Origin of the sequence: Psychrobacillus sp. FSL K6-1464 (assembly GCF_038003145.1) — a bacterium.
In the GTDB taxonomy this organism is placed as follows: domain Bacteria; phylum Bacillota; class Bacilli; order Bacillales_A; family Planococcaceae; genus Psychrobacillus; species Psychrobacillus psychrotolerans.
Window position 1 is genome coordinate 117,226 of record NZ_JBBOOP010000001.1, and the last position, 25,712, is coordinate 142,937.

Below are 25,712 nucleotides of genomic sequence, written 5' to 3' on the forward strand. Positions count from 1 at the left end.
TAAGGAAAATCACAAATTAGTAGTAGGCATAAACGTCAAGTCATAAGTATGACAAGTGTCATATAGGACATATAGGTTATACCAACATAAAAGAGTGAATAGTCCTTTATAATAAGAGTAAAAGCAGCACCTCCATGAAGAGATGCTGCTTGCATAATCATATAATTATCCTTACCCAGTTATTAAATAACCATTGAGTAACAAAACGTATTCATAGAAATACTTTGTGTAAGAAATTTTTACAAATCCGTGTTATTACTGGATTTTTAATGTTATTTTTCTTTACTTTCCTTCAACAAACGTAATGTTTCATCGAATTCTTTTTCGATTTCAGCATTCGGTTTGTATGTCATTAAGCTGACTACAACTGCCACGATCAATGCAAGAACAAAACCAGGGACGATTTCATATAGTGCTCCTGAAAGTGTATCATTTGTACCCCAGAATACTACAACGACAGCCCCGACAATCATACTTGCTAATGCACCAGTGGAAGTAATTTTTCTCCAGTAAAGTGTTAGCAAGATAACCGGACCAAATGCTGCACCGAAGCCTGCCCACGCAAATGCAACAAGACCTAAGATTGTTTCATTTTGTTCCCAAGCAAGGATTGCAGCAGCTACGGAAACTACTAATACAGCGATACGACCATAGTTTACATATGTTCTGTCGGATGCATCTGTTTTAATAATGGCTTTGTATAAATCCTCTATTAAAGCTGAAGAAGTAACGATTAATTGAGATGAGATTGTACTCATAATAGCTGCTAAAACTGCTGCTAATACTAAACCAGCGATAAACGGATGGAAAACAACTTGTCCTAGTACGATGAATACTGCCTCAGGACTTGAAAGTGAAACATCTGGATTTTGTTGGAAATATGCAACACCAACAAGTGCTGTAGTAATTGCGCCTAGAAGACTTAGAATCATCCAACCGATACCAATTCTGCGAGCTTGTTTAGTTTCTTTAACAGAACTAATAGCCATAAAGCGAACGATAATATGTGGCTGTCCAAAGTAACCAAGGCCCCAAGCTATAGAGGAAATGATACCTGCAGCTGTTGTTCCAGCGATAAGACTTAAGTGCGTAGGATTCACAGCTTTAATAGACTCCACTGTTTCACCAATTCCACCAGTCATAAATACACCAAAGATTGGTACACATATTAAAGCAAGGAACATAAGTAATCCTTGAAGGAAATCTGTATAACTAACAGCAAGGAACCCTCCAAATAATGTATAAGCTACAACTACTGCTGATACGACTAAAAGTCCTGTATGATAGTCTAAACCGAATGAGCTTTCAAAGAAAACTCCTCCTGCTACCATTCCAGAGGATACATAGAACGTGAAAAATAGTAAAATGATTAAACCGGATGCAACACGTAATAATCGAGATGATTGCTTTAAACGGCTTTCTAAATAACTAGGAATTGTAATAGAATTGCTTGATACTTCTGTGTATACACGAAGTCTCGGTGCTACGTATAGCCAGTTTAAATATGCACCAATTGTAAGACCGATGGCTATCCAAGCTTCACCCATTCCTGATAAATAAATTGCGCCTGGTAAACCCATAAGTAACCAACCAGACATATCTGCAGCCCCAGCACTAAGTGCGGTAACAGCGGGACCTAGTGAGCGTCCGCCGAGCATATAATCCGTTAAATTGGTAGTTTTTCTATAAGAGTACCACCCAATTGCGAGCATTGCGATCATATAAATTATAATGGCCGCGAGTTGATAAGTTTCTGCTGACATGATAAATCCTCCTCCCTTTTTTCATCATAACATGGAGGTAAACGAGGTGCATCAAAAATTTTTCAATATCCATAATTTCCTATTACTTTAGAATTATCAAATAAACGAATAATAATAGAAGGAGTGAATTAAATTGAAATTTTTTCACACAGCAGACTGGCATCTGGGTAAATTGGTTCAAGGGATATATATGACAGAGGATCAACGATTTGTATTAGAACAATTTCTCCAAGCAATTGATATAGAAAAGCCAGATGCAGTAATTATTGCAGGAGACTTGTACGATCGAGCAGTACCACCAACGGAAGCGGTACACTTATTGGATGAATTGTTTGCAGAGATTGTGTTGAAACGCAATACCCCATTATTAACTATTGCAGGAAACCATGATAGCCCTAGTCGACTAAACTTTGGTAGCCAGCTTATGAAAGAAACGGGTTTACATATTGTGGGACAATTAAGTCGGAACATGAAATCTATAGTTTTAAACGATACTTATGGAGAGGTGCATTTCCACCTTGTGCCATACGCGGATCCTTCCCAAGTCCGATATCTAATGGAAGATGAGACAATAATTACACATAACCAAGCTATGAAAAAAATAATAGAATTAATAGAAGAGAAGATGGACAAAACAAAAAGGCATGTATTTGTAGGACATGCCTTTGTTACCCCACATGGTCAAGAACAGGAAAATACAAGTGATTCCGAACGTCCTTTAGCTATAGGTGGAGCAGAATATGTAAATGCAAGTCTATTCCAACCGTTTCATTACACGGCTCTAGGGCATTTACATCAAGCCCACTATGTTTTAAACGAAACAATCCGCTATTCAGGTTCACCACTAAAATATTCTATTTCGGAGGAGCACCATAAAAAGGGCTTTTTCATCGTGGAGATGGATGCAGAAGGTAAAACGACTGTAGAAAAAAGATTACTTGCACCAACTCGAGATATGAGAACGGTTGAGGGTTTTTTGCAGGATATATTAATGCAACCTGTTAGTGAAGATTATGTGTTCGTGAAATTACTAGATGATACGCCAGTTTTATCTCCGATGGAACAAATCCGGACCGTTTATCCTAATGCCATGCACGTCGAAAGAAAAGCGTTTCAATTAATTGGTTTGTCAGAAGAACCAGAAGTTGGACGGACGAAAAAGGATGAATATACACTGTTCCGTTCGTTTTACTCCGAAGTTAGTGGTAAAGAAGCATCGGTAGAGACCGGGGAAATATTTAAAGAAGTATTAACTGTATTAGCACGAGAAGAACGGGAAGGGGGAAAATCCAATTGAAACCGATTCAACTGAAAATGAGTGCGTTTGGTCCTTATAAATTCACAGAAACAATTGACTTTACTGAACTAAAAGGAAATAGGCTATTTGTTATTTCCGGAGCAACAGGAGCAGGGAAAACAACTATATTTGATGGGATTTGTTTTGCGCTTTACGGTTCAGGAAGCGGGGAGGATCGTCGCGATACGAAAACGATGCGTAGTGATTTCGCAACAGATGATACACATACTTCTGTTGAGTTAGTCTTCGAGATACATAATAGACGTTACCGCATATTGCGACAATTAGGTCACGTGAAAAAAGGCAATAAAGGTGCAACGGGTGAACGATATGAATTTTTTGAGATACAAGCTGCTGGAGAAGTACCTGTTGTCGAACGACAGATTGTATCGGAGATCAACAAAAAGGTAGAAGAAATCATTGGGTTGACTTTAGATCAGTTCAGTCAAATTGTCATGCTCCCACAGGGAGAGTTTCGAAAGCTATTGACCTCTACTACAGAAAACAAAGAAGCTATTTTACGAAAGATTTTTAAAACAGAGCCCTACAAAATGATTCATGAAAAACTCAAAGAGAAAAAGATAATTGCAGAGGCAGAACTTAGAAAAGAACAATTGACACAGGATAATTTTACAGAAAAAATTATTGCTTCCTTTCCACTACGTGAATCTAACCTTTTTACATTAATAAATGAAGCTAATTTTAACACCTTTCAATTAGTAGAGGCATTAAAAGAAGAGACTAGCTTTTACAAAGAGAAAATTATACAAGACGAACGTAAATATGAAGAAGCATATGAGCTTCATATGAACAAACAGAAGGTCTATCATGAAACCAAAGCTATCAATGATCGCTTTATCGAGTTGGAAGTAAAGGAACAACAACTTAAGGCCTTAAAAGAGCGTGAAAATGAGTTCTTAGAAAAGCAGCAACAGTTAGATTCTGCGGAGCGTGCAAGTATTATAGAGCCAATTGAAGCTTATTTCAATGAGCTTGAGCTAGAGGTTAGAGGAAAGCGGACTTTATTGGAGAAAGCGCAGAAAGAAAATATGATTGCAGAGGATAATTTGAAACAAACAGAAATTATCTTTACAACCGAATCGAATAATAAAGAAGCACGCGAAAAAAGTGTGGAAATGGTTATCTACTTAAACAGTCTATTACCTATATTTGAAGAGTTGGAGATTAAGAGGAAAGAGTTGTTATTACTTGAAAAAGGTAGTTTAGAGGCTGAACAAAAGCTTTCGACAATAGCTGCTAATCTCCAAAAACATAAGAACTTGTTAAAAGAACAGAAGTTAGAAATAGAGAAGTTAGAAGAACTACTAGAACCTTTAGACAGTAAGGTACAACAGCTTACTTTGCTCCAAGCGCAGCATAACAAACTGCAAGAATATAAAGTCGTTGACCAGGAACTGCATATACTGATCTCAGCGGAAGCCAAGCAACAGGACAAATTTGAACAATGCAAAGAAACGTATGAGGATATTGAACAACAGTGGTTAGGGAATCAGGCAAGTTTAATTGCATCTAAACTAGTAGAGGGCGAGCCATGTCCAGTATGTGGTAGCAAAGAGCATTCCACATTGCATATTGATATAGGTGAAAGTTTTGTTGATGAAGGTGAGCTTCGAATGGCGAAGGCTGCGTTAAATAAGGAAGAATCGACTTTATTGACCTTTAAAGCGAAAAAAGAAACAGCAGAAGCTCAAATACAAAAAGTGCTCGTTCAGTTGAAGGAACATGAAGTAGAGGCAGAATTGGTCGAGCAAGTAGAAACCAATCTGCTCGATTTGCAAAGAGAGGTACAGCAACTTCGCTTAAAAAAAGAACTGCTATTTTCTTTAAAACAACCTTATAAAGAGTCCATAGCCAAAGTTGAAAATCTAGAACAGAGTAACTTAGTGATGGAAGCATTTTACAGAGAGCAGTCAAGCCAAGTGAAGCAAGCAAGAGCGGTATATGAGTCGAAGCTTTCCACAATACCTGGTCATATACCGACTTTACAAAATCTACAAACAGAAATTACTTTTGCAACAAAGCAAAAAGAACAATTAGCCCTTGCATGGGAAAATGTACAAAATAGGATGCAGTCAACCCATGATGCGTGTACCACAGCCCGCTTAGCACTAGAGCACACCTCTAAATCATTACAAGAAGCGGAAGTAAAACGCGAAAAAGCTTTAACCCAATTTAGAGAATCCTTGAGCAAAGCAACGTTTGAAACTTTAGGAGAGTATTTGGCTGCTAAACTAACCGAAACAGAGCGCTCAACCCTAAAATATCAATGTGAAGAATATAAGCAAAGGCTCCATACATTTACGGAGCAAGTAAGAGAAAGAAAAGGACAACTGGAAAACAAAACAAAAGTTGAACTAAAGCCTCTCGAGGATGAATTGAATCAGTTAAAAGAAATGTACGAGCAGGCTTTAACGATATGTAATAGTACAAAAGAGTACGTAAAGGCAGGAAAAGAAATAGAAGATAAGATTGCTTCTACTAGTGAGAGAATTACTCTATTAGAGGAACAAGTACATCGAATTATGGATCTCTATGACATATTGAGGGGGCATAACCAAAAGAAAATATCATTTGAGCGTTATGTACAAATAGAATACTTGGAGCAAATTGTTCAGGCAGCGAACGAACGATTAAAGCATATGTCGAATGGTCAGTTCCAATTGCTGCGAAGTGATAGACAGGAAACACATGGGAAACAAAGTGGACTCGGGTTGGATGTATATGATGCCTATACAGGTCAGAAACGAGACGTAAAAACATTGTCAGGTGGCGAAAAGTTTAATGCTTCATTATGTCTAGCACTTGGAATGGCCGATGTTATTCAAAGCTTCCAAGGCAATATTCGTATCGAGACCATGTTTATCGATGAAGGATTCGGATCTCTTGATGAGGAGTCTCTCAACAAAGCAATCGATACATTAGTTGATCTGCAAAAATCTGGACGTATGATTGGCGTTATCTCCCATGTAGCAGAGCTAAAAGCAGCGATCCCAGCCATTTTAGAAGTGGAGAAACAAAAGGCAGGTTATAGCAGTACAAAATTTGTTATTAAATAGACCAATTTCATAATAGATTATTTAGTGAAATCCGGATATGATTTGAGGTTTACACGGACCCTGACAGTTTATAATGAATTAATTAGCAGCAACTAATAAATGAGTAGAAATTGATTAATTATAAATAGAACGGAATAAAATTGTGTTATTTTGGATAGAAGATAATAGTAGTCTAGCTCAATAAAAAGTACCTTTCATTAGTTGTCTAAGAGATGTAGGCAGGCGACTGACTGACAAACAACATAAGAATAACAAAAAAAGTGATATTGGTTATGACGGTCGTCACAACCAATATCACTAAAATTCAAACGATAATAATAGAAAGTCTAAAGTCCTTCGAAAGCAATAGAAACAGGACATCTTATGCTTTATCTCAATACTTATCTTATAATATCTAAAAATTCTTCCTCGCTATACACCTCAAGCATATTTAAGGCGGATAAACCTTGTGGGTCAACTATCTTTGGATCTGCTCCATACTCATATAGGAGAGCAGCCATTTCATAGTTTTGGTATTCCAATGCAGCGGTTAACGTATTAGAGTAATTATCTGAGGTATTTGGATTAGCCCCAGCCTCTAATAACTTTTCTGCTATCGCAATATTTCCTGCGTATATTGCATAATGAAGAGCAGTTGTTCGCTCTGAGTCCATCTCTTCTATATCAATTCCACTAGATAGTAGACTATTAACTTTTTCTTCATCCCCATCTGAAACAGCTTCCATTAGAGGAGTTAAGGTCAATGAATACTCATCACTTAAATAATCTTCTTCAGGAGATAGTTCATTGAAAATACTCCCAGAAAACAAACTAGCATAAGTGAGTGTACCAGCTGCAAATAAAGCTATGACCGCAATATAACAAACAAAGAAAATTCCAATGAGTGCACCCACTCCAAGAGCAATTTTGCTGGAGTTAGAATAGTAATTTGGTGTACCTTCTATTCTCATAAAGTTCCCGACAGCTTGAATTCGTTTAGGTAAAAGTGGATGACTGGATAACACTTCGCTTAACCATACGGCAATATTCGATTCTGTATGGATTTGTTCCAAATATGCGTCTTCGTTTACTTCTGAATATAACTTTTTTCCAACGCCAAGAATAGTAAGCGCTTGTTTAGCAGCCATTCCATTTTGTATATAATAGGCAGCTTCACGATCACAGGTATATTCACAAGATCTACTATACGCTTGCGAGAGAAATGGTATAAATTGTGCAGGCATGATTAAAATGTTCTTCCACACATGTCTTCTCTTTACATGAGAAAGTTCGTGGGCAATGATAAAATCAAGCTCTGCTTCACCTCGTTCTCTAGCTAACTCAAAAACTTCCGAATAAATAACTACCATATTTCTTCCTAGAAATCTTGTAGCAAATGCATTAAATGCTCCTTCTGAATGAATAACGAACACATCAGGAACTTTTTTTATGTTCATTTTTTCAGACAAAGACACGACACGCGCGTATACATCCGGGAATTGCTTTTCACTAATACGTATCCCATTTCCTCGAATAGAGCCGAGCATAACTACATTAGCATAAAGCAAAAATACGAAAAGAATTAATAAAATAGCTATACCAAATAAAGACACGATAGCAAGTATGTATAATAACAAACTGAAAATAACACTAATAACGAAATATGGCATTTCCCTATTAGAAGTTAACTCCTTCGACGACAAATAAATTACCTCCCCCAAATATTTACCAATTTATCATCCTACGTCTTTTCTGTCAAACTAGAAAATTCTGATAGATACTATCTAGTATACCGTATGTCTTTCACACAAATTCCCCTTTCATCATATTATTTTTACAAGAGGTGGTGAAAAATGCACGAGGAAAAAGAGGGTAAATTATACAATCCCTATGAAATGGAACAACAAGAATGGAAGAAGCGACAGGTAAAAGAGAGAGGAAAACAATTATTAACCATTATTTCTCCTATTTTCATTCTTTTACTTTGGGAAATTTGTTCAAGAACAGGTGTACTTGATATACGATTTTTTCCACCCCCATCTGCCATTGTTTCTACATTTTTTGAATTGATGACAAGTGGGTTGTTATGGACACATATTTCTGTCTCTTTGTATAGAATAGCCGCAGGATTTTTATTAGGTGTAATACCAGGAATAATTATTGGGCTACTAATGGGATTGTACGCCCCGATCCGTCATTTTATCTCACCGATTGTCATGGCTTTTATGCCTATCCCGACTTTGGCTTTACTACCGATCATCATTATCCTTTTTGGTATTGGAGATTTTTCAAAAGTTGTTACTATTGCAGGAAGTGTATTTTTCCCAGTGGTTATTAATACTGTCGCTGGCGTATTGAATATAGAAAAAGTTCACTTAGACGTAGCCAAAAATTATGGTGCAAGCCCCACTGATTTCTTTCTTAGAATTGCTTTCCCGGGCGCCCTTCCAGTTATGTTAGAAGGAATTCAAATGGGGCAGGCGATTGCGCTACTGACGATTGTCGCAGCTGAGATGATGGGGGCAACATCAGGTATCGGTTATTTAATCTGGACTTCCTATAAAGCGTTTATGTTAAAAGAAATGTTCGTCGGATTGATCCTCATTTCTTTCTTTGGATTTATGTTTTCTCTTTTATTACGCGGACTACAAAGAAAAATTATCCCTTGGAGGTGATTAGATGGACCAACCAGTAAAAATTTCTATTGATAATCTCACGAAAGTATTTTATAAAAAAAATAATAGTGTGACAGCTATACAAAATATTACGTTAAACGTAGAAGAAGGAGAGTTTGTCTGTATAGTTGGTCCAAGTGGATGTGGAAAAACAACTTTACTACGAATACTTGCTGACCTGGAACAACCAAGTTCGGGTACATTTTCAATAGAATCAGATACAGACTTCCGGCCATTGCAATCAATGGTATTTCAAGAAAAGGGAGTTATTCCTTGGTTGACTGTAGAAGAAAATGTAGCATTTGGACTGAATATGCGTCATCTGCCTAAAGAGTTTGTTCGAAAGCAAACCAATTATTATTTAAAGAAAGTTGGTCTTACAAAGTTCTCAAAGCTATACCCAAAAGAACTTTCAGGGGGCATGAAACAACGGATAAGTATTGCACGAGCTTTTGCAAATGATCCGGAAATATTGCTAATGGATGAACCATTTGCAGCGCTGGATGAACAGAACAAGTTCATCTTGCAAGAAGAGCTGCTATCTATTTGGTCTGAGACGAAAAAAACGGTGATTTTTATTACGCATAGTATCGATGAGGCTTTGTTATTAAGTGACCGTATTGTATTGATGAGTGCTCAACCGGGAGAGATAGTAGAAGAGATAAAAGTACCTCTGCCAAGACCACGTACGATGGAGCAAGTTCGTGCCAATCTGGAAATGGCGGAGCAGTTTATAGCGATCTGGAATCATCTACAGCAGGAAGTTCAAAAGTCGAGAAAGTAAGGAGGAAATATGTGAAAAAGTGGGGCTTTTTAATTGTAGTATCTTTTGTACTTTTACTAAGTGCATGTAGTTCTAAAGATAAGGACAGTTCATCCAAAGTAGATGATGAGGTGAGTAAAGAAAATCCTTCAGGAGATCTTGCACCACTAGAGGAAAAGGTTAAGGTTGTTATCGCTGAAGATGGATCTGCCTCTGGAGCTGGGTTTTATATCGCAAAAGAAAAAGGGTACTTTGAGGATTACAATATAGATGTAGAGTTTGCGGTGTTCTCGAATAGTGATGAAATGTTGCCGGCCCTTGCTTCTGGAGATGTAGATATCGCAGGAGGAGTATCGACTGCGTCATTCTTTAATGCTATTGCACAAGGAATTGACGTGAAAATTATTGCAGACAAAGGGCATAATGTTCCAGGAAAATCTTATTTTTCATTTGTAATTGGAAATCAAATGGTAGATGAAATAAAAAATTATGAAGACTTTAAAGGAAAAAAAATTGCAATATCCTCTAAAAACTCGATTGATGAATATATCTATTTGGAAATGCTAAAGCATGCTGGATTAACGACTGAGGATGTAGAGCTTGTATTACTTGCGGATTTCGGAAGTATGCTAGGTGCAATTGAAAATGGCTCGATTGATGCAGCGTTACAAATTGAGCCATTAATAGCGCAAGGTGTTGAAAATGGATTTCATCAACGGTTTGGAGATGCGACTGACTATGCACCTGAGTCTCAAATTGCTATGGTATTAGGTTCACCACAGTTCATGAGTGATGAACAGGAGGTCTCCCTGCGGTTCATGGCTGCCTATTTAAAAGGGGTTCGTGATTACAATGATGCCTTTATTAAAGGGGAGAACAAAGCTGAAATTATAGACATCATGACAAAGCATACATCTCTAAAAGATACTTCGCTCTGGGAAAAAGTATTTGTAACTGGATTAAACCCAGACGGTACAATGTTTTTAGATGATGTATTAAAACAATATAATGCATACAAAGAAAACGGAGCTATTAGTGGGGATGTAGATTTTGATAAGGCGGTAGATACGTCGGTAACAGAAAAAGCAGTAGAAATTTTAGGAGCATATGAAAAGTAAACGTCCAGAAATTTGGGCGTTTTTTTTCAAAGATAAGGATAAGTAGGAAGGTTAAAAGGCAATTCCGACAGATTATACTTTACTAGATTGGATATAATATAATGTAAGGATAAGCAAGTGAAAATGAGGTGCGTAAAATGGTAAATGTTTTAGTTGATGCTGACGGATGTCCAGTAGTAGATTTAACGATTTTTGTGTCGAAAAAGTTTAATATGAACGTTACTTTACTATGTGATACTGCGCATTATATGCAACGAGAAGGTGCAGATACAATAATGGTATCTAAAGGAGCAGATGCAGTAGACTTTGTTCTAGTAAATAGAGTGAAAAAAGGGGACATAGTCGTTACCCAAGACTATGGCCTAGCGGCAATGGTATTGGCTAAGCAAGGTTTTGCAATCGATCAAAACGGACGATGGTATACTCCTGAGAACATTGACCAACTGTTAGACAGTCGCCATATATCTAAGAAAATTAGGCAGGCAGGGGGGCGCTTAAAGGGTCCTAAGAAACGTCAAAAAGAAGACAATGAAAAATTTGAAGCAAGCTTCCATAAATTATGTGAGCATGCGCTTCAAGCAGGAAGTTAACTTTCTACTGGAGCTCACTTAAGATGGGATTATCAACAAATACCCCGTTTGCATCAAGATGGATCGCATTCTTCATTTCATTTTCAGTTTTAATAGAATATAGATGCACCTGCATTCCATTTAATTGGGCTTCGTGAATAAATTCTTGATCGACCGATTTTAAATTAACCCCAATTCCACTAGCATAAGTTTGCAAACGTTCATAATCTAAATGAGATAACGCAGCTTTCTCTTTAAAACTAAACAGTTGAACAAGAGGAAGCGTCGGCTCTAGTGTATGAAACTTTGTTAAAGTATCCTCATTGAATGACTCCACAATAACTTTTGGCAAGGTGTGGTCCTCTCCTAATAAATCATACTTTTTTAATAAACTGAAAAGCTTCTCTTCCATTCCCTTATAAATACGTGGTGACTTTAACTCAATATAATAATTTACATCATCCCCGAACTGAACAAAAATCTCTTCTAAGGTGGGGACTTTCTCTTGTTCAAACTCTTTGTTAGCCAAATCTGGATATGCTTCATTAAACCATTTCCCTGCATTTAACTGCTTCAATTCTTCCAACGTATACTCCTTTACAAAGCCAAGTCCATCCGTTGTACGATCAACCTTTTCGTCGTGCATAGCAACTAACACTCCATCCTTTGTCATTTGTAAATCTATTTCAATATAGTCTACATCCGCTTGGTGGGCTATCTCATAAGCAGTCATCGTATGCTCCGGTGCAAAAGCAGAAGCCCCGCGGTGCGCTATGATTAATAACTTGTCGTTGGAAATTGGTTGTATACTGTTTTCCGAGTTATCACAGCCTGCTATTAAACATAAACTTACTAGTATAGTAAATAATAAGCGCATGAGAGACTCCTTTCTAGTAAAGTTTTAATAAGATTTAGTTAAAAATGTAAATATTTAGTAAAAATTGACAATTACTTTACATTATAAAGTTTTGTCTAGTAGAATGAGTTTATTGGAATAATTAACATCTATTTTAGCTAGGTCGTCACTATAATTTTACTTGATAAAGGTAGAGAGGATGGAATGCTATGAAGAGGGTTGAATTGATTGATGTCTCGAAATCGTATGATAAGCAATCTAACGTTATATCCAATATTAACGTAACTATTGAACCGGGGGAATTTTTTGTTCTCGTCGGTCCTTCAGGATGCGGAAAAAGTACAATGCTTCGAATGATTGCGGGATTAGAAGATATAACGGGTGGTATCTTGAAAATTGGTGACATAGAAGTGAATGACTTGCCACCAAGCAAACGAGATTTATCCATGGTGTTTCAAAACTATGCATTATATCCTCACCTATCGGTTGAAGACAACATTCAATTTGGTTTACATGTAAAAAAAATTGATAAAAAAGAGCGAGCTAAACGAACAAGTGAAGTAGCAGAAATGCTTGGGTTGACGGATTACTTAAAGCGGAAACCTAGAGAGTTATCGGGTGGTCAGCGTCAAAGAGTCGCATTAGCTCGAGCAATTGTAACAGAAGCACCTATTTGTTTAATGGATGAACCCCTATCTAATTTAGATGCAAAGCTACGGGCACATATGCGTTCTGAAATAAGGCAAATTCAAAGACGTTTAGGAATTACGATGATTTATGTGACACATGACCAAATCGAAGCAATGACTATGGGTGATCGAATAATGATTCTCCATGAGGGATCCATCCAGCAAATAGGCAAGCCTATCGATATTTATAATAATCCGGCTAACCCTTTTGTCGCTACATTTATAGGTTCACCTCCTATGAATCTAGCAACTGGTGTTGGCGATAAAATAATGAGTACAATTCGATTAAGCGATTCTATTGTGATTCCAATACCAACAGCAGATGCGCATTATTTAACTGAACAAATAATTGTAGGGATACGACCTGAGCATATTAAAGCGGCAACCAAAGAGACAGTGGAAAAAGACAAATTCATAGTGGAAGTTTCTAATGTAGAAATTTTAGGTAATGAAACAATTTTCACCTTTTTATTAAATGGGGAATCCTGGCAAGTTAAGTGGAGTGGACAATGGCAAATTGAAATAGGCGATAATATTCCTCTAATGATGAATTATGAACCCTTCTGCTTCTTTGATAGTGAGACAAAGAAAATTATTAAAACTCCATCAGACGTCGAAAATCATGTATTTGGTAAAGAGGTATTTGTATGACGACGGTAACCAAACGAAGAAAAATTAGCTATTGGCAACGGTCATCTAATGTGAGGACCGCCCTATTGTATTTATTGCCCTCCATTATACTATTTACAGTATTTGTTTTTTATCCGATGTTTCGAACTATTTACTTAAGCTTCTTTTTAACAGATCAAGCAGGTGAAGCTGCGATTTTTGTGGGTCTAGAAAACTATACTTATTTACTAGAATCAGATGCATTTCTCAATAGTATTAAAGCAACGTTCTTATTTGTTTTGTATACAGTTCCAACAGGAATCATTATTGCCCTCATTTTAGCGTTACTTGCAAATGAAAAACTGAGAGGAATCGGGTTTTTCAGAACGATCTATGCTTCCACAATGGGGGTATCTGTAGCAGCCTCCTCAGTCGTTTGGTTATTTTTATTTCACCCAAGTGTTGGGATGTTCAATAAATTTTTGAATATCTTTAATCTCCCACAAATTGAATGGCTATTAGATCCAACATGGGCATTATTTTCAGTGTCCCTCTCGACTATTTGGCTAAATACAGGGTTTTCCTTTTTGATAATACTTGGTGGTTTACAAAACATTGATGAGTATTTATACGAGAGTGCACGTATTGATGGTGCTAGTTATTGGTATCGATTAAAGAGGATTACAATCCCTATGCTTTCTCCAACTTTGTTTTTCATCATTACCATTTCACTTATAAATGCTTTTCAAACTTTTGGACAAATTGATATTTTAACGAAAGGTGGACCCTCTCAATCTACCAATTTAATCGTATATTCCATTTATAGAGAAGCGTTCATCAATTATCAATTCGGAACAGCGAGTGCCCAGGCGGTGTTCTTGTTTATATGTATTTTAATCGTAACAATTTTACAATTTAAGCTTGGGGAAAAGAAGGTGCATTACCAATGAGGGTATGGAAAAAGCTAATTCTTTATTTCTTATTGATTGTTACATCAATTATTATGTTTTTTCCAATCATTTACGCATTTATGATAAGTTTCATGACGGGTGGAGAGATTTTATCTGGAAAGTTACTACCGTCTACCTTTAGTCTTGATAATTATGTAAAGGTGTTTGATCGGCTTCCTTTATTTAATTACCTGATCAATAGTTTTGTCGTTTCACTGGGAGTAATGCTTGGTCAGTTAGTTGTTTGTAGCTTGGCTGCATATGCATTTGTTTTTATCTCGTTTAAGGGTAGAGACTTTATCTTTTTCTTATTTATCTCGACAATGATGATTCCGTGGGAAGCGACGATGATTCCAAACTTTTTCACCATCCAAAAACTAGATTGGATTAATACTTATCAAGGAATGACATTGCCGTTTTTTGCTTTAGCATTTGGGACATTTTTACTGAGACAACATTTTAAGACTATTCCAAAAGAACTTCATGAGGCTTCGCAAATAGCAGGATTGAGTAAGTTTGGATTTTTCTTTCGAGTAGTATTACCTGTTTCAAAAACAAGTCTTGTTACATTAGGGGCTTATGGGTTTTTGACAACATGGAATATGTATTTATGGCCACTTTTAGTGACAACCAATAACTCGGTTCGTACCGTCCAAATCGGTTTGAAGCAACTTCAATCGCAAGAAGTAGCAACAGAATGGGGGGTGGTTATGGCAGGCGTAATTGTAGTAATCATACCAACACTACTATTATTATTTTTAGGTCAAAAGCAATTACAAAAAGGGTTAACGCAAGGAGCTCTAAAATAACGGTTGTTCAAAACTAAAAAAGAGGTGTACGTTAATTATGAGGAAATCATCTAAATTTGGATTTTTAGCTTTATTATTACTTAGTCTTTTTGCTTTAGTAGCATGTACCAACAGTGATAGTAGTTCGTCTGAAAAGGATGGTAATGAGGGAAAAACAGAAAAAGAAGTAGTTACCACTGAAGAAGGCAAAACAGTTATTTCCTTTTGGCATGCAATGTCTGGAGCAGGTCAGACTTCTTTAGATGCTATTGTTGCAGATTTTAATGCATCTCAGGATAAATATGAAGTGCAGGCAGAATTCCAAGGGTCATATGAAGAATCATTAACGAAGCTTCGTAGTGTTGGAGGTACAAAAGATGCCCCAGCCATAACGCAGGTATTTGAAGTAGGAACAAAATATATGATTGATAGTGGCTTTGTAGAGCCAATCCAGAATTTTATCGATAAAGACAAATATGACCTTTCTCAGCTGGAAGAAAATATATTAAATTACTACACGGTAGATGATCAGTTATACTCTATGCCATTTAACTCATCAACACCCGTAATGTTATATAACAAAGATGCATTTAAAGCGGCTGGTCTGGATCCAGAAAAAGCCCCAGAAACATTTTCGGAGGTTATTGATGCAGCTGCAAAATTAAAAACAGATGATATGAAAGGTTTCTCCATGCTGACATATGGATGGTTTTTTGAAGAGTTAGTTGCTACGCAAGGTGGTCTATATGTAAATGAAGAAAATGGTCGTGCTGGTGATGCAACAGAAGCTACTTTCAATGGACCAGAAGGACTAAATGCCTTCAATTTTTTAGACACGATGAACAAAGCAGGAACTTTCGGGAACTTTGGAACAAATTGGGATGATATTCGCGCAGCATTCCAATCTGGAAAAGTTGCAATGTATATGGATTCCTCTGCAGGGGTAAAAGGTATTATTGATAACGCTCCTTTTGAAGTAGGAGCAGCATATATTCCATACGCAGACGAAGTAAAACGTAATGGTGTTGTAATTGGTGGTGCATCCCTATGGATGTCTAAAGGAATTGCAGAAGCAGAACAAGAAGCAGCTTGGGAATTTATGAAATACTTAACTACGCCAGAGATTCAAGCAAGATGGCACTTAGAAACAGGGTACTTCGCCATTAACCCATCTGCATATGAAGAACAAAACGTCAAAGATGCATGGGAGGTTACACCACAGTTAAAAGTTACTGTAGATCAATTGCAAAGCACTGAGCCTTCTATTGCAACACAAGGTGCTCTAATATCGGTATTTCCTGAATCACGTCAACAGATTGTAACGGCTCTTGAAAATCTATACCAAGGAATGGATGCTCAGGAAGCGCTAGATGCAGCTGCAGAAGGTACCAATCGTGCGATAGAAATTGCCAATAAAACAAAATAGACAAGAATATATAAACGAACAAGAGGCATTCATATGCTTGCTTGTTCGTTTTTTGTTATGCTCCCGTAAATAACATAAACATATTATAACGCCTTACCTATGGAGCTCAACTTAATCTTTTTGATGGAGATACGATATACTAAAATTCTATTATTCCAGGGTAGATAATTCCTTGTATTGCTTTAGGACATCCACTAAAAACTGCAGATCATAACCAGTTATATCATTTATTTTTTCAGCCCAATCTTCTATTGAATGCAACTTCGGTTCATTAAACAACCCCTCACTTGTACTTAAAAAACTTTCCCAGTTATAGAATTCCCAATGTGCAATTTCATTTTTAAAAGGAGTTCTACATTCTAATAAAGGTCGCGGCTTAATAAAGTTTTGAGAGAACTCGGCGGCTTGCATAAAGTAATTCATTTCTATTGGTTTAGTATCAAATACCTGATTCGATATTTTCCCATTTGGTCTGTGGTAAAGGATCTCTATACCGCGTTTGCTTGGTTTCACTTGAATCGTTGCTGCTGGAAAAAAACCATTGAGTTTTTCATCAGTATATTCTTGGGTGTCGGTATCTATTAAGATTGGTCTTAACCATTGGTCTCCTAAATCACAAAAAAAACGGTTACCTAACTCATCTAAAGCGATGACTGCAACATGAGCATGAGGGGTACTTAAGTTATGGCCTATCGGATAGGCAGTGATACCATCCTTTTTAAATTCATCAAGTAACAGAAATGCAAGGTCAAAGCAATTACCCGATAAACCAAATTGATGCCGGTGTTCTCTCATAAGAGAAACATCTCTTTGTTTTGTTACGCTATTTTTGTGGTAAAACCAAACTTTTGTCAATGTCTCCATGGGGAAATCATCAAACTTCATCCAGGTATTTAAAATGCTTTTGGATGCTAACATAATATTAAGGTCACCTACTTCTGGAAATTGTTATTATCTACTCGGTAAATTATTTTAAATAAACCTACTGCCACTATATTAGATTCTCTACAAGTACTGTAAAACCTTCACGCCAAACTGCTTAAATACAGTATATGGTGGCTCTACTATTAAACAGAGTACCTAAAAGAGAATTTAAACTTTCTATCTCAAGTCTTTGAGTTGCTTTTTTAATTTTAAAAAGAAACAATCTATTTAACATTTGCTATTTTTTTTGGTATATTATACGGTGGACAAAATTAGAAAAGGTGGAGTAAAAAATGGACACAAATGCATACAGAGTATTACTTTACTATAAATATGTCCCGATTGAAGATCCAGTAACATTTGCGCAAGAACATCTTGCAGCATGTAAGGAAATCGGGTTAAAAGGGCGTATTTTAGTATCAGACGAAGGTATAAACGGAACTTGTTCAGGAACGTTTGAACAAACTGAGGCATACATGAATATGATGAAGGCAGACGAACGATTTGCTGACATGGTGTATAAAATAGATGAAGCAGAAGGACATGCCTTTAAAAAAATGCATGTACGTCCTAAAAAAGAGATTGTGCATTTAGGATTAGCGGACGATATTAATCCAAATGAAATAACAGGACAATACCTTTCTCCGAAAGAGTTTTTCGAACAAATGCAGGCAGAGGATACAGTTGTCATTGATGCTCGTAATGATTATGAATTTGATCTAGGACATTTCCGTGGTGCGATTCGTCCAGAAATTCGCAACTTCCGGGACCTACCAGACTGGATGATTGAAAACAAAGAAATGTTCGAAGGTAAAAAAGTACTTACGTATTGTACTGGCGGAATACGCTGTGAAAAATTCTCAGGATGGTTAGTAAGAGAAGGCTTTGAGGGTGTAGGTCAACTACATGGTGGAATTGCAACTTACGCCAAGGATCCAGAAGTACGTGGACAACTTTGGGATGGACAAATGTACGTATTCGATGAGCGTATCGCTGTCCCGGTAAACCAGGTAGAGCATGTCGTGGTTGGTAAAGACCATTTCACAGGGGAGCCATGTGAGCGTTATGTAAACTGCGCAAATCCTGATTGTAATGACAAAATTCTTTGCTCAGAAGAAAACGAACATAAGTATCTGCGCAGCTGTTCGGACGAATGCCGCGAGCATCCTCGCAATCGCTACATCGTAGAACATAAATTATCTGATGAAGAAGTAGAAGCTAGATTAGCTGCTATAAAATAATAAACGAAAGCCCATGCTGATTTGACTAGCATGGGCTTATTTAATAGATATGAAAATCATTTCCACGAGCACGACTTCAAACTACCGACCTCTAATTTAAATGGAATATTTCTGAAATGATTTCAGCACTTCCTGGAGAAAACATAAATATTGATAACGCAATACATAATAGTCCAACAACTATTAAAATGAATTTTTTGTTTCCAAGTAGCCCCTTAATTACTAAAAATATTCCTACGAATAGTATTAAGAAATACCAAAATCCCATTGTCTCACTCCTCTGGTTAATTTAATATAGGGACGTTAATGTTCCTCATAAGTTCTGCCATAAGCAAACGATACATTGATTTTACTTGCTTCAACGGGCTCACCAAAATAAACACTGATTGTAAATGACGTATACTAAGCAGGACAGTATAAAGCATGGATGATGGTAATATATTAAACATATAGAGGGGATTTGCCTTCCTATATAGAAAGTAACAAAGAGTTCATTTTTCAAAAATAGAATGGAGGAACGTATATGTCAATCGAAGTGAAAAATATTTCAGATTTGAACGCAGTCAACGTATCCAAACTAATTCAAGAAAGTGAAAAGGAAGGGTATCGTTTTGTATCCAGATTAGCTTCCGAATATGAAGACGGGACACATCGCTTCAGCGAACAAGGAGAGGCAATTTATGGAGCGTGGGATGAAGATGAACTGGTAGCACTAGGTGGTTTGTTTAAAAATACTGCTAGTGAAGCTGACAACTCCGCAAGACTATATCGATTTTATACATTACCTGAGCATCGTCGCAAGGGTATAGGAAGCGAACTGTTGAAAGTGGTTTCTGAAAATGCCAAAGGTCACTTTAAGGAAATAACAACTAAAACAGAGTCCGCAAAGGCAGATTCATTTTACCGTGCTAATGGGTTTAAATTTGACGAGCGCTCTCCGGATACTACGCATGTGTTGAGCTTAGAATAGAAAGGGTTTACAACGATGAATAACCAACAATTAGAAATGAAATTCCCCTTAATCTCCAAGATGCAAAGGAAAGAAGAAATAATATGGTTTAATCCAAATAAAATAGATTCAGAAGAGGCATTAAAAAATGTTTCTGTTACTGCTGAAATGGTTCAAGATGCAAGCGATCGTTTAGATCGCTTTGCATCTTATTTATGTATTGCTTTTCCAGAAACAGCAAAAGCAAAGGGGATTATTGAGTCTCCACTTGTAAAAATTCCTACAATGGAATCTTCCATAAAAAAATTCTTTCATACAGAGTTTGATGGAGAATTGCTGTTAAAATGTGATAATGCCTTACCAATTTCAGGATCTATAAAGGCCCGTGGTGGTATTTATGAGGTGCTTAAAATTGCAGAGCAACTTGCGATGCGAGAAGGTTTATTGGAAGAAACAGATGATTATGCTATTCTCTCAACCGATAGATTTAGACAGTTTTTCTCAAATTACTCGATTGCAGTAGGTTCTACTGGAAATCTTGGATTAAGCATAGGAATAATTAGTGCCAAATTAGGATTTCGAGTAACTGTGCATATGTCTAGTGATGCGAAACAATGGAAAAAGGATATGCTTCGTTCAAAAGGCGTAACGGTTGTAGAGTATGACTTTGACTATAGTATTGCGGTGATGGAAGGTAGGAAACAGGCGGAGAAAGATTCAAAGTGCTTTTTTATCGATGACGAAAATTCCATCGACTTATTTGTCGGATATGCTGTTGCTGCAAGTAGGTTGAAAACTCAACTAGAACAAATGCAAATCATTGTCGACGCCGAACATCCACTTTTCGTATATTTGCCTTGTGGAGTTGGTGGTGGGCCAGGAGGAGTGGCGTTTGGACTAAAACTAATATTCGGGGACTATGTGAAGTGCTTTTTTGCAGAGCCTACGAACTCCCCTTGCATGCTACTTGGTTTAATGACCGGATTACATGAAAATATTTCAGTAGCTGATATCGGCCTTGATAACAAAACAGTTGCAGATGGACTGGCTGTAGGTCGACCGTCAGGGTTTGTAGGAAAAACGCTTGAGCAGCTCATAAGTGGAAGCTTCACGATTAAAGATAAAACACTTTATGAGCTTTTAGCTTTATTGGCTGACACGGAAAATATTCTATTAGAACCTTCTGCACTTGCGGGCATGACAGGACCAATTCATTTAACAACACAAGGAGTACCCTTGAAAAAAACTACTCATATAGTTTGGGCAACTGGCGGAGGAATGGTTCCTTCTCAGGAAATGCAAATCTATTATGAAAAAGGAAAACAATATCTTTTGAACTAAATATCAATCCTACTTAGAGTCTAAGTAGGGTTTTTTTATTGTTATTTGCTCTACTATATATAGAACAAATGTGTTATGCTATATATAGAACAAAATAAGGGAGGGTGACTCATGTTTATTGAAATAGAATCTAATTCTGATGTCCCCATCTATTTGCAGTTGGCACACCAACTTATGGAAGGTATAGTACGAGGTGAGTTAAAGCCAGGTGACTCGCTACCGTCTGTTAGAGCGTTTGCGAGTGATCTTGGGATGAATATGCATACAGTAAATAAGACATATCACTATCTAGAGGAAAAAGAGTTTATACAAATAGTGGCAAAATCAGGTGTAATTATTCGACCAAGTGGTATTCCGAAGGCAACAGAGGAAGAAAAGCAAAAACTTGAAGCTCAGCTAAGACCAATTATTACAGAGGGATTAGTTCGAAAGCTCTCAGAAGAAGAACTAGTAGAGATGGTACGCAAGCTCGTACAGAATATTGAGGAGGGGAACAAATGATTATTACACTCTTTGGATTCATCCTATTATTTATAACTATTTTACAAGCATTTATGCCGAAATTTCTAAAGCCAACAGAAGCATTTGGCGTGTATATACCAGATAGTCATACAAAAGATTCAGTGGTGATAAAATTAAAAAATACCTATACGACGGTTGTACTAACGTTCGGAATGATTATTTTTGGGGTCTATCTCTGGTGGGCTTTAACTCAAAATCCGGCAGAAGAAACGTTAGCTTTAGTGAGTGTAGGAGTTCAGTTTACAACGTTGTTTGTGAGCATTGGCTATTATTTTATGATGCATCTTCGAATGAAAAGACTAAAAGAAACACAAGGGTGGTTAATAGGGAAAAGTGAAGTGAGAGTAGTTGATGTAAAGTTTCAGGAAAAACTCAAACTAATACCCCGTGTACTCTTTATCATTCCTATGTTTGTTACTATAGGTTTAATCATATATACATTTATGAAATATGACCAAATGCCAGAGATGATTCCTACTCACTGGGGACCTACAGGAGAAGCAGACGCGTTCAGCGAAAAAACATATTTTAGTGTAGTTGCACTGCCACTTATTTTACTTGTGATGCAAGGTATGTTCCTTATGATGAGTGAAGGTATGAAATTTTCGGGAGCTCGCCTTAATCCAGCCAATAAAAAAGCTTCACTTGTGCAGCAACTAGCATTTCGAAAATATACGAGTTTGTTAGCGCTCTTTATCACTATTGGAATAACACTTATGATGGGATATTTTCACTTGCAGACGATTCATCCCGAGATATCCTCATCTCTTATCATGTGGGCTCTCCCTCTAACTTTCTTAATACTAACATTTGCAGTTGTTGGCATTTATGTAATTAAAGTAGGACAAAGTGGATCTCGATTAAAAGTAGAAGAAAACAGTCCAGCCATAGAAAACAAGATAGCTGTTGACGAGGACCGATATTGGAAGGGCGGGATGTTTTACATGAACAAAAACGATCCAAGTATTATGGTAGAAAAGCGATTTGGTGTAGGTTGGACTTTAAATTTTGCTCATCCTATAAGTTGGATTGTTTTACTCGTGCCTCTTCTACTTATATTCGGCATATCATTTTTATTATAAGAAAAAGCAGCTCCCCAATTATTGGGGAGCTGCTTTTTGCTTGTTTCAAGAAAGAGTATGCTTTGCGCTGCAAAGCGGCGTCAGTTTTCTTATTCAGCGTCGAAAACTTCTACTTTTTCCATTTTAGCGCCATTTTTCATAGCTTTTGCTACTTCAAGTCCACTTGTAACTTGACCGAAAACAGTATGAACACCATCTAAATGTGGTTGAGGTGCGTGTACGATAAAAAATTGGCTAGAACCAGTGTCTTTACCAGCATGTGCCATTGAAAGGCTTCCTGCTTGGTGTTTGTGTGGGTTTCCAGCTGTTTCACATTTAATGTTTTTGCCGCTACCGCCCATACCTGTACCAGTTGGGTCTCCACCTTGACTTACGAAACCAGGAATTACACGGTGGAATACTACTCCGTTATAGAATTCGCTGTTTGCTAACTCTTCAAAGTTTGCAACTGTGTTTGGTGCCTCATTTGGGAATAGATCAAATTCAATTTTTTCACCAGAATCCATTAAGATATAACCTTTTTTTGTCATTTAAAACACTCCTTTTTCGTTTAAATCCTTCATTAGTATAGCATGTACCTAAATCATTTTCCAAAAACAGAGACTGTAGAAGAGTTTCGTATATTTTTAAAAAGAAATTAGCCTATTGTGGTCAAAATCCTTACCTAATACTAATGATGTTTTACAGATAAAGGTTATTTAGCACTCCTGTCGAATTAGTTAATTGAAAGAATCTTTATAAAAATATTAATATTCTATTTATAATTACCAAAATTTGCTTTACAATATAATTATTACCTAAAAAGGGGGACTATTTAAATTGAAGAAGATAGGGATTATATTAACTGCATCTGCTTTATCGATTGGGATGTTTTCATCTGCTGTTAGTGCAGCGAGTACAGTTACTGTAGGAGGACAACCAGTAAATGTGGTAGCACAGGTGAATTCAACAGAAAAGGTTGTTACTAAGGAGGACTTACTTAAAAAGTTTCGCTCTGCTTTTCCAGGGTTTTTTGACTTTGTGAATGCAAGTGATTTTCATATGAGTTCATATGATTACCCGGAGAGGGAGGAAACAAATTATCAGATGTTTTTCAATAAGTTGCAGAATGGGAAGGATACTTATGGGAATATATCGTTTTATGGAGAAGATTTAGAGGTAGAATCCTTCAGCTATGAGCCGATTAGAACTCCAGACTCTTTGTTTCCAGCCAAGGTTTCTAAAGAAGAAGCTAAAAAAGTGGCAACTGACTTCGTTAAGAAGTTTCTTAAAGCTGGCAATTACAAATTAAATGAAGAAAATAATGATTACTTTTATTACTCAAAACAAATATTAACTAGTCCTATTAGTTATTCTTTTTCTTTCAATCGTATGAAGGATGATGTTGCGATTGCTGATCAACTTGTAACTGTAACAGTTCTTGGAAACGGAGAAATTGTAAATTTTTATAATTCAGCAATAACTAAATCTCCTACTTTTGACGATGTAAAAAAGGTGAAAGATCAAAAGGACGCATTAGAAAAAATGAAAGAAAATCTTACCGCGAGGCTACAATATCAAGTTAACACCAACTATGAAACTGGGGAAAATGATGTAAAACTGGTTTATGTGCCTGATGTTCTGAGTGTTAGTGCTGTTACGGGTGAATGGTTTAACGGTAAAGAATTTTTAGCGGAACAACCAACTAAAATGGAATATGAAAAGGTTACTAACTCGGCATTGCCAGTCAGGCAAAATGGAATGACGAAGGAAGAGGCAAAGAAAGCAGCAGAAAAGTTATTACAAGTAAAGTCTGACAAGGTCAAGTTGAGTATTCAATCAGTAGAAGAAGTAAAAAATAGTTATGGGCAAGAAGTAATAAGTATTCAATATATGTATAACTACGCTAATGGAGGAAGTGGTTCCTCATTAGAATTTGAGAAGAAAACTGGGGAGTTGCTTCAGTATCATAATGCACAAAATAGTATGATGATTGAACTGAACGGTACAAAGGAGGAAGTTGCTCCTATTTCTAAAGAAGAGGCGATTGCTCAAGCAGTCAAGTACTTAAAGGAATTAGTGCCATCTTATCTTCATGAATATGCTATGCCTTTAGAGGACAGTTTTGTCGATGACGCAAGGGGGAATTACTACTTAAACTTCCCTCGTATAGTAAATGGGGTAATGGTTAGTGGGGATCAAATTAGTGTAAGTATTTATAAGGATGGCTCTTTGGAAAATCTAAGTGTAAGCAGGCCACAAATTGAAGAATGGCCGACATTGGATAAAGTTATTTCTTTAAAAGAAGTGGAGGATACGTTGAGTAAAGCATTAAGTCTAAAAATGAGTTATATGAAGGGAAATCACAAGAAAGAAAATAGTCATTATGATTTAATATACTCTCCGTTATTCAATGAAACTGCCTTTAATGTGTTAGATGCCAATTCTGGAAAATGGATTAATCAATACAATATAGAAGTGACACCTGAGGTTTCTCATCCAACAGCAGCAGAAGAGCTGAACTATTTAATTAAGGCAAAGGTATTGACGGTAAATGATCCAAAAACCTTTAACGGGGATGCAGCTGTGTCTAAAGGGGAAGCAATCAAGATCATGATGAATTCTTTAACGTATATTTATGAGACAAACATTAGAGAGTCAGAGAGTATGAAGCAATCTTTTACAAACATTAACTCCAAACATGCTTCCTATCAAGCTGTTGAGCGTGCAGTAGAAGCGGGTATTTTAAAAACAGATCAAAAGACCTTTGATGTAAGTAATCCTGTTACTAAAGAAGAGCTAGCCGTATGGTATATTCGAGCACTAGGTCTTGAGCAAGCAGCTATACAAAAAAATATTTTTAAAAACGAATTTACTGATGGCAAAAAAGTTACGGAGGCAAATATTGGTTATGTGATTTTGGCAAACTCACTTGGATTAGTAAAGGCAGAAAAAAATCATTTTAACCCCAAAAAAGAAATAACATATGCAGATTTAGCGGTGTCCTCAATCCGCTTAGCTCATGAAATCTCCAATAAGGGAAGAGATTTCAGATACAGTTATTAAATCATAGAAATATAAATAAAATTAGAGGGTCATGACAACCAGTCATGAC

The 25,712-nt window shown here is 36.7% G+C and carries 22 protein-coding genes; 16 read left to right on the forward strand and 6 right to left on the reverse strand.

What is annotated here, in order from left to right; all coding sequences use genetic code 11:
- Positions 1–272 precede the first annotated feature (272 nt).
- Positions 273–1,763 (reverse strand): sodium/proline symporter PutP, encoded by a 1,491-nt coding sequence (gene putP / locus MKX39_RS00620; RefSeq protein ID WP_093536668.1) that lies wholly within the window; start codon positions 1,761–1,763, stop codon positions 273–275.
- A 133-nt stretch (positions 1,764–1,896) separates the two neighbouring features.
- Here putP and MKX39_RS00625 point away from each other — a divergent pair, with 133 nt between their 5' ends.
- Both MKX39_RS00625 and MKX39_RS00630 read left to right on the forward strand, forming a co-directional pair.
- Positions 1,897–3,060 carry an exonuclease SbcCD subunit D gene (locus MKX39_RS00625; protein ID WP_340761110.1) on the forward strand — a complete coding sequence of 388 codons (1,164 nt, stop codon included), beginning with the start codon at positions 1,897–1,899 and terminating at the stop codon, positions 3,058–3,060.
- Positions 3,057–6,137 (forward strand): SMC family ATPase, encoded by a 3,081-nt coding sequence (locus MKX39_RS00630; RefSeq protein WP_340767893.1) that lies wholly within the window; start codon positions 3,057–3,059, stop codon positions 6,135–6,137. Before MKX39_RS00625 ends, MKX39_RS00630 begins: the two co-directional genes overlap by 4 nt.
- Before the next feature lie 380 nt (positions 6,138–6,517).
- Here the strand turns inward: MKX39_RS00630 and MKX39_RS00635 are convergent, their stop codons facing one another.
- Entirely contained in the window at positions 6,518–7,819 is a 1,302-nt protein-coding gene (locus MKX39_RS00635; RefSeq protein ID WP_340761112.1) for a M48 family metallopeptidase, read from the reverse strand.
- Between the two features lie 150 nt (positions 7,820–7,969).
- Here MKX39_RS00635 and MKX39_RS00640 point away from each other — a divergent pair, with 150 nt between their 5' ends.
- The 4 genes from MKX39_RS00640 to MKX39_RS00655 all read left to right on the forward strand — a co-directional run bounded on the left by MKX39_RS00640 (position 7,970) and on the right by MKX39_RS00655 (position 11,262).
- Entirely contained in the window at positions 7,970–8,791 is an 822-nt protein-coding gene (locus MKX39_RS00640) for an ABC transporter permease (RefSeq protein ID WP_093536662.1), read from the forward strand.
- Between the two features lie 4 nt (positions 8,792–8,795).
- Positions 8,796–9,575, forward strand: coding sequence for an ABC transporter ATP-binding protein (locus MKX39_RS00645; protein WP_093536660.1), 780 nt, complete (start codon positions 8,796–8,798; stop codon positions 9,573–9,575).
- A gap of 11 nt (positions 9,576–9,586) precedes the next feature.
- Positions 9,587–10,672, forward strand: a complete 1,086-nt coding sequence (locus tag MKX39_RS00650) for an ABC transporter substrate-binding protein (protein ID WP_093536658.1) — start codon at positions 9,587–9,589, stop codon at positions 10,670–10,672.
- A gap of 137 nt (positions 10,673–10,809) precedes the next feature.
- Entirely contained in the window at positions 10,810–11,262 is a 453-nt protein-coding gene (locus MKX39_RS00655; protein ID WP_340767894.1) for a YaiI/YqxD family protein, read from the forward strand.
- A gap of 4 nt (positions 11,263–11,266) precedes the next feature.
- On the opposite strand, the gene MKX39_RS00660 is transcribed toward MKX39_RS00655, so the two are convergent.
- Entirely contained in the window at positions 11,267–12,118 is an 852-nt protein-coding gene (locus MKX39_RS00660; protein WP_340767895.1) for a glycerophosphodiester phosphodiesterase family protein, read from the reverse strand.
- A gap of 188 nt (positions 12,119–12,306) precedes the next feature.
- On the opposite strand from MKX39_RS00660, the gene MKX39_RS00665 reads away from it, so the two are divergent.
- Genes MKX39_RS00665 through MKX39_RS00680 form a run of 4 tightly spaced genes read left to right on the forward strand, consistent with a single transcriptional unit; the run spans position 12,307 to position 16,559 of the window.
- Positions 12,307–13,437, forward strand: a complete 1,131-nt coding sequence (locus MKX39_RS00665) for an ABC transporter ATP-binding protein (RefSeq protein WP_340767897.1) — start codon at positions 12,307–12,309, stop codon at positions 13,435–13,437.
- A complete protein-coding gene (locus MKX39_RS00670) occupies positions 13,434–14,345 on the forward strand; it encodes a carbohydrate ABC transporter permease (protein ID WP_093536650.1) in 912 nt (303 codons plus the stop codon). The genes MKX39_RS00665 and MKX39_RS00670 overlap by 4 nt, the downstream gene beginning before the upstream one ends.
- On the forward strand, positions 14,342–15,154 hold the full coding sequence (locus tag MKX39_RS00675) for a carbohydrate ABC transporter permease (RefSeq protein WP_093536648.1): 813 nt from the start codon (positions 14,342–14,344) through the stop codon (positions 15,152–15,154). Before MKX39_RS00670 ends, MKX39_RS00675 begins: the two co-directional genes overlap by 4 nt.
- Positions 15,155–15,191: 37 nt before the next feature.
- The gene (locus MKX39_RS00680) at positions 15,192–16,559 is read left to right on the forward strand and encodes an ABC transporter substrate-binding protein (protein ID WP_340767898.1); all 1,368 of its coding nucleotides are present in this window, start codon (positions 15,192–15,194) and stop codon (positions 16,557–16,559) included.
- A gap of 150 nt (positions 16,560–16,709) precedes the next feature.
- On the opposite strand, the gene MKX39_RS00685 is transcribed toward MKX39_RS00680, so the two are convergent.
- Positions 16,710–17,477 (reverse strand): hypothetical protein, encoded by a 768-nt coding sequence (locus tag MKX39_RS00685; protein ID WP_445678013.1) that lies wholly within the window; start codon positions 17,475–17,477, stop codon positions 16,710–16,712.
- A 299-nt stretch (positions 17,478–17,776) separates the two neighbouring features.
- Here MKX39_RS00685 and trhO point away from each other — a divergent pair, with 299 nt between their 5' ends.
- Entirely contained in the window at positions 17,777–18,724 is a 948-nt protein-coding gene (gene trhO / locus MKX39_RS00690; protein ID WP_340767899.1) for an oxygen-dependent tRNA uridine(34) hydroxylase TrhO, read from the forward strand.
- 91 nt (positions 18,725–18,815) lie between these two features.
- Here trhO and MKX39_RS00695 read toward each other — a convergent pair whose 3' ends face one another.
- On the reverse strand, positions 18,816–18,992 hold the full coding sequence (locus tag MKX39_RS00695) for a hypothetical protein (RefSeq protein ID WP_340767901.1): 177 nt from the start codon (positions 18,990–18,992) through the stop codon (positions 18,816–18,818).
- Positions 18,993–19,247: 255 nt separating this feature from the next.
- Between MKX39_RS00695 and MKX39_RS00700 the strand changes: the two genes are divergently transcribed.
- The 4 genes from MKX39_RS00700 to MKX39_RS00715 all read left to right on the forward strand — a co-directional run bounded on the left by MKX39_RS00700 (position 19,248) and on the right by MKX39_RS00715 (position 22,618).
- Positions 19,248–19,694 (forward strand): GNAT family N-acetyltransferase, encoded by a 447-nt coding sequence (locus tag MKX39_RS00700; protein WP_093536640.1) that lies wholly within the window; start codon positions 19,248–19,250, stop codon positions 19,692–19,694.
- A gap of 15 nt (positions 19,695–19,709) precedes the next feature.
- Positions 19,710–21,014 carry a D-serine ammonia-lyase gene (locus MKX39_RS00705; RefSeq protein WP_340767902.1) on the forward strand — a complete coding sequence of 435 codons (1,305 nt, stop codon included), beginning with the start codon at positions 19,710–19,712 and terminating at the stop codon, positions 21,012–21,014.
- 111 nt (positions 21,015–21,125) lie between these two features.
- Positions 21,126–21,515, forward strand: coding sequence for a GntR family transcriptional regulator (locus MKX39_RS00710; protein WP_340761118.1), 390 nt, complete (start codon positions 21,126–21,128; stop codon positions 21,513–21,515).
- Positions 21,512–22,618: a DUF1648 domain-containing protein gene (locus tag MKX39_RS00715; protein WP_340767903.1), complete on the forward strand. Its 1,107-nt coding sequence runs from the start codon at positions 21,512–21,514 to the stop codon at positions 22,616–22,618. The genes MKX39_RS00710 and MKX39_RS00715 overlap by 4 nt, the downstream gene beginning before the upstream one ends.
- 89 nt (positions 22,619–22,707) lie before the next feature.
- Here the strand turns inward: MKX39_RS00715 and MKX39_RS00720 are convergent, their stop codons facing one another.
- Entirely contained in the window at positions 22,708–23,148 is a 441-nt protein-coding gene (locus tag MKX39_RS00720; RefSeq protein ID WP_093536632.1) for a peptidylprolyl isomerase, read from the reverse strand.
- A gap of 289 nt (positions 23,149–23,437) precedes the next feature.
- On the opposite strand from MKX39_RS00720, the gene MKX39_RS00725 reads away from it, so the two are divergent.
- Positions 23,438–25,663, forward strand: coding sequence for an S-layer homology domain-containing protein (locus MKX39_RS00725; RefSeq protein WP_340767905.1), 2,226 nt, complete (start codon positions 23,438–23,440; stop codon positions 25,661–25,663).
- Positions 25,664–25,712: the final 49 nt, after the last annotated feature.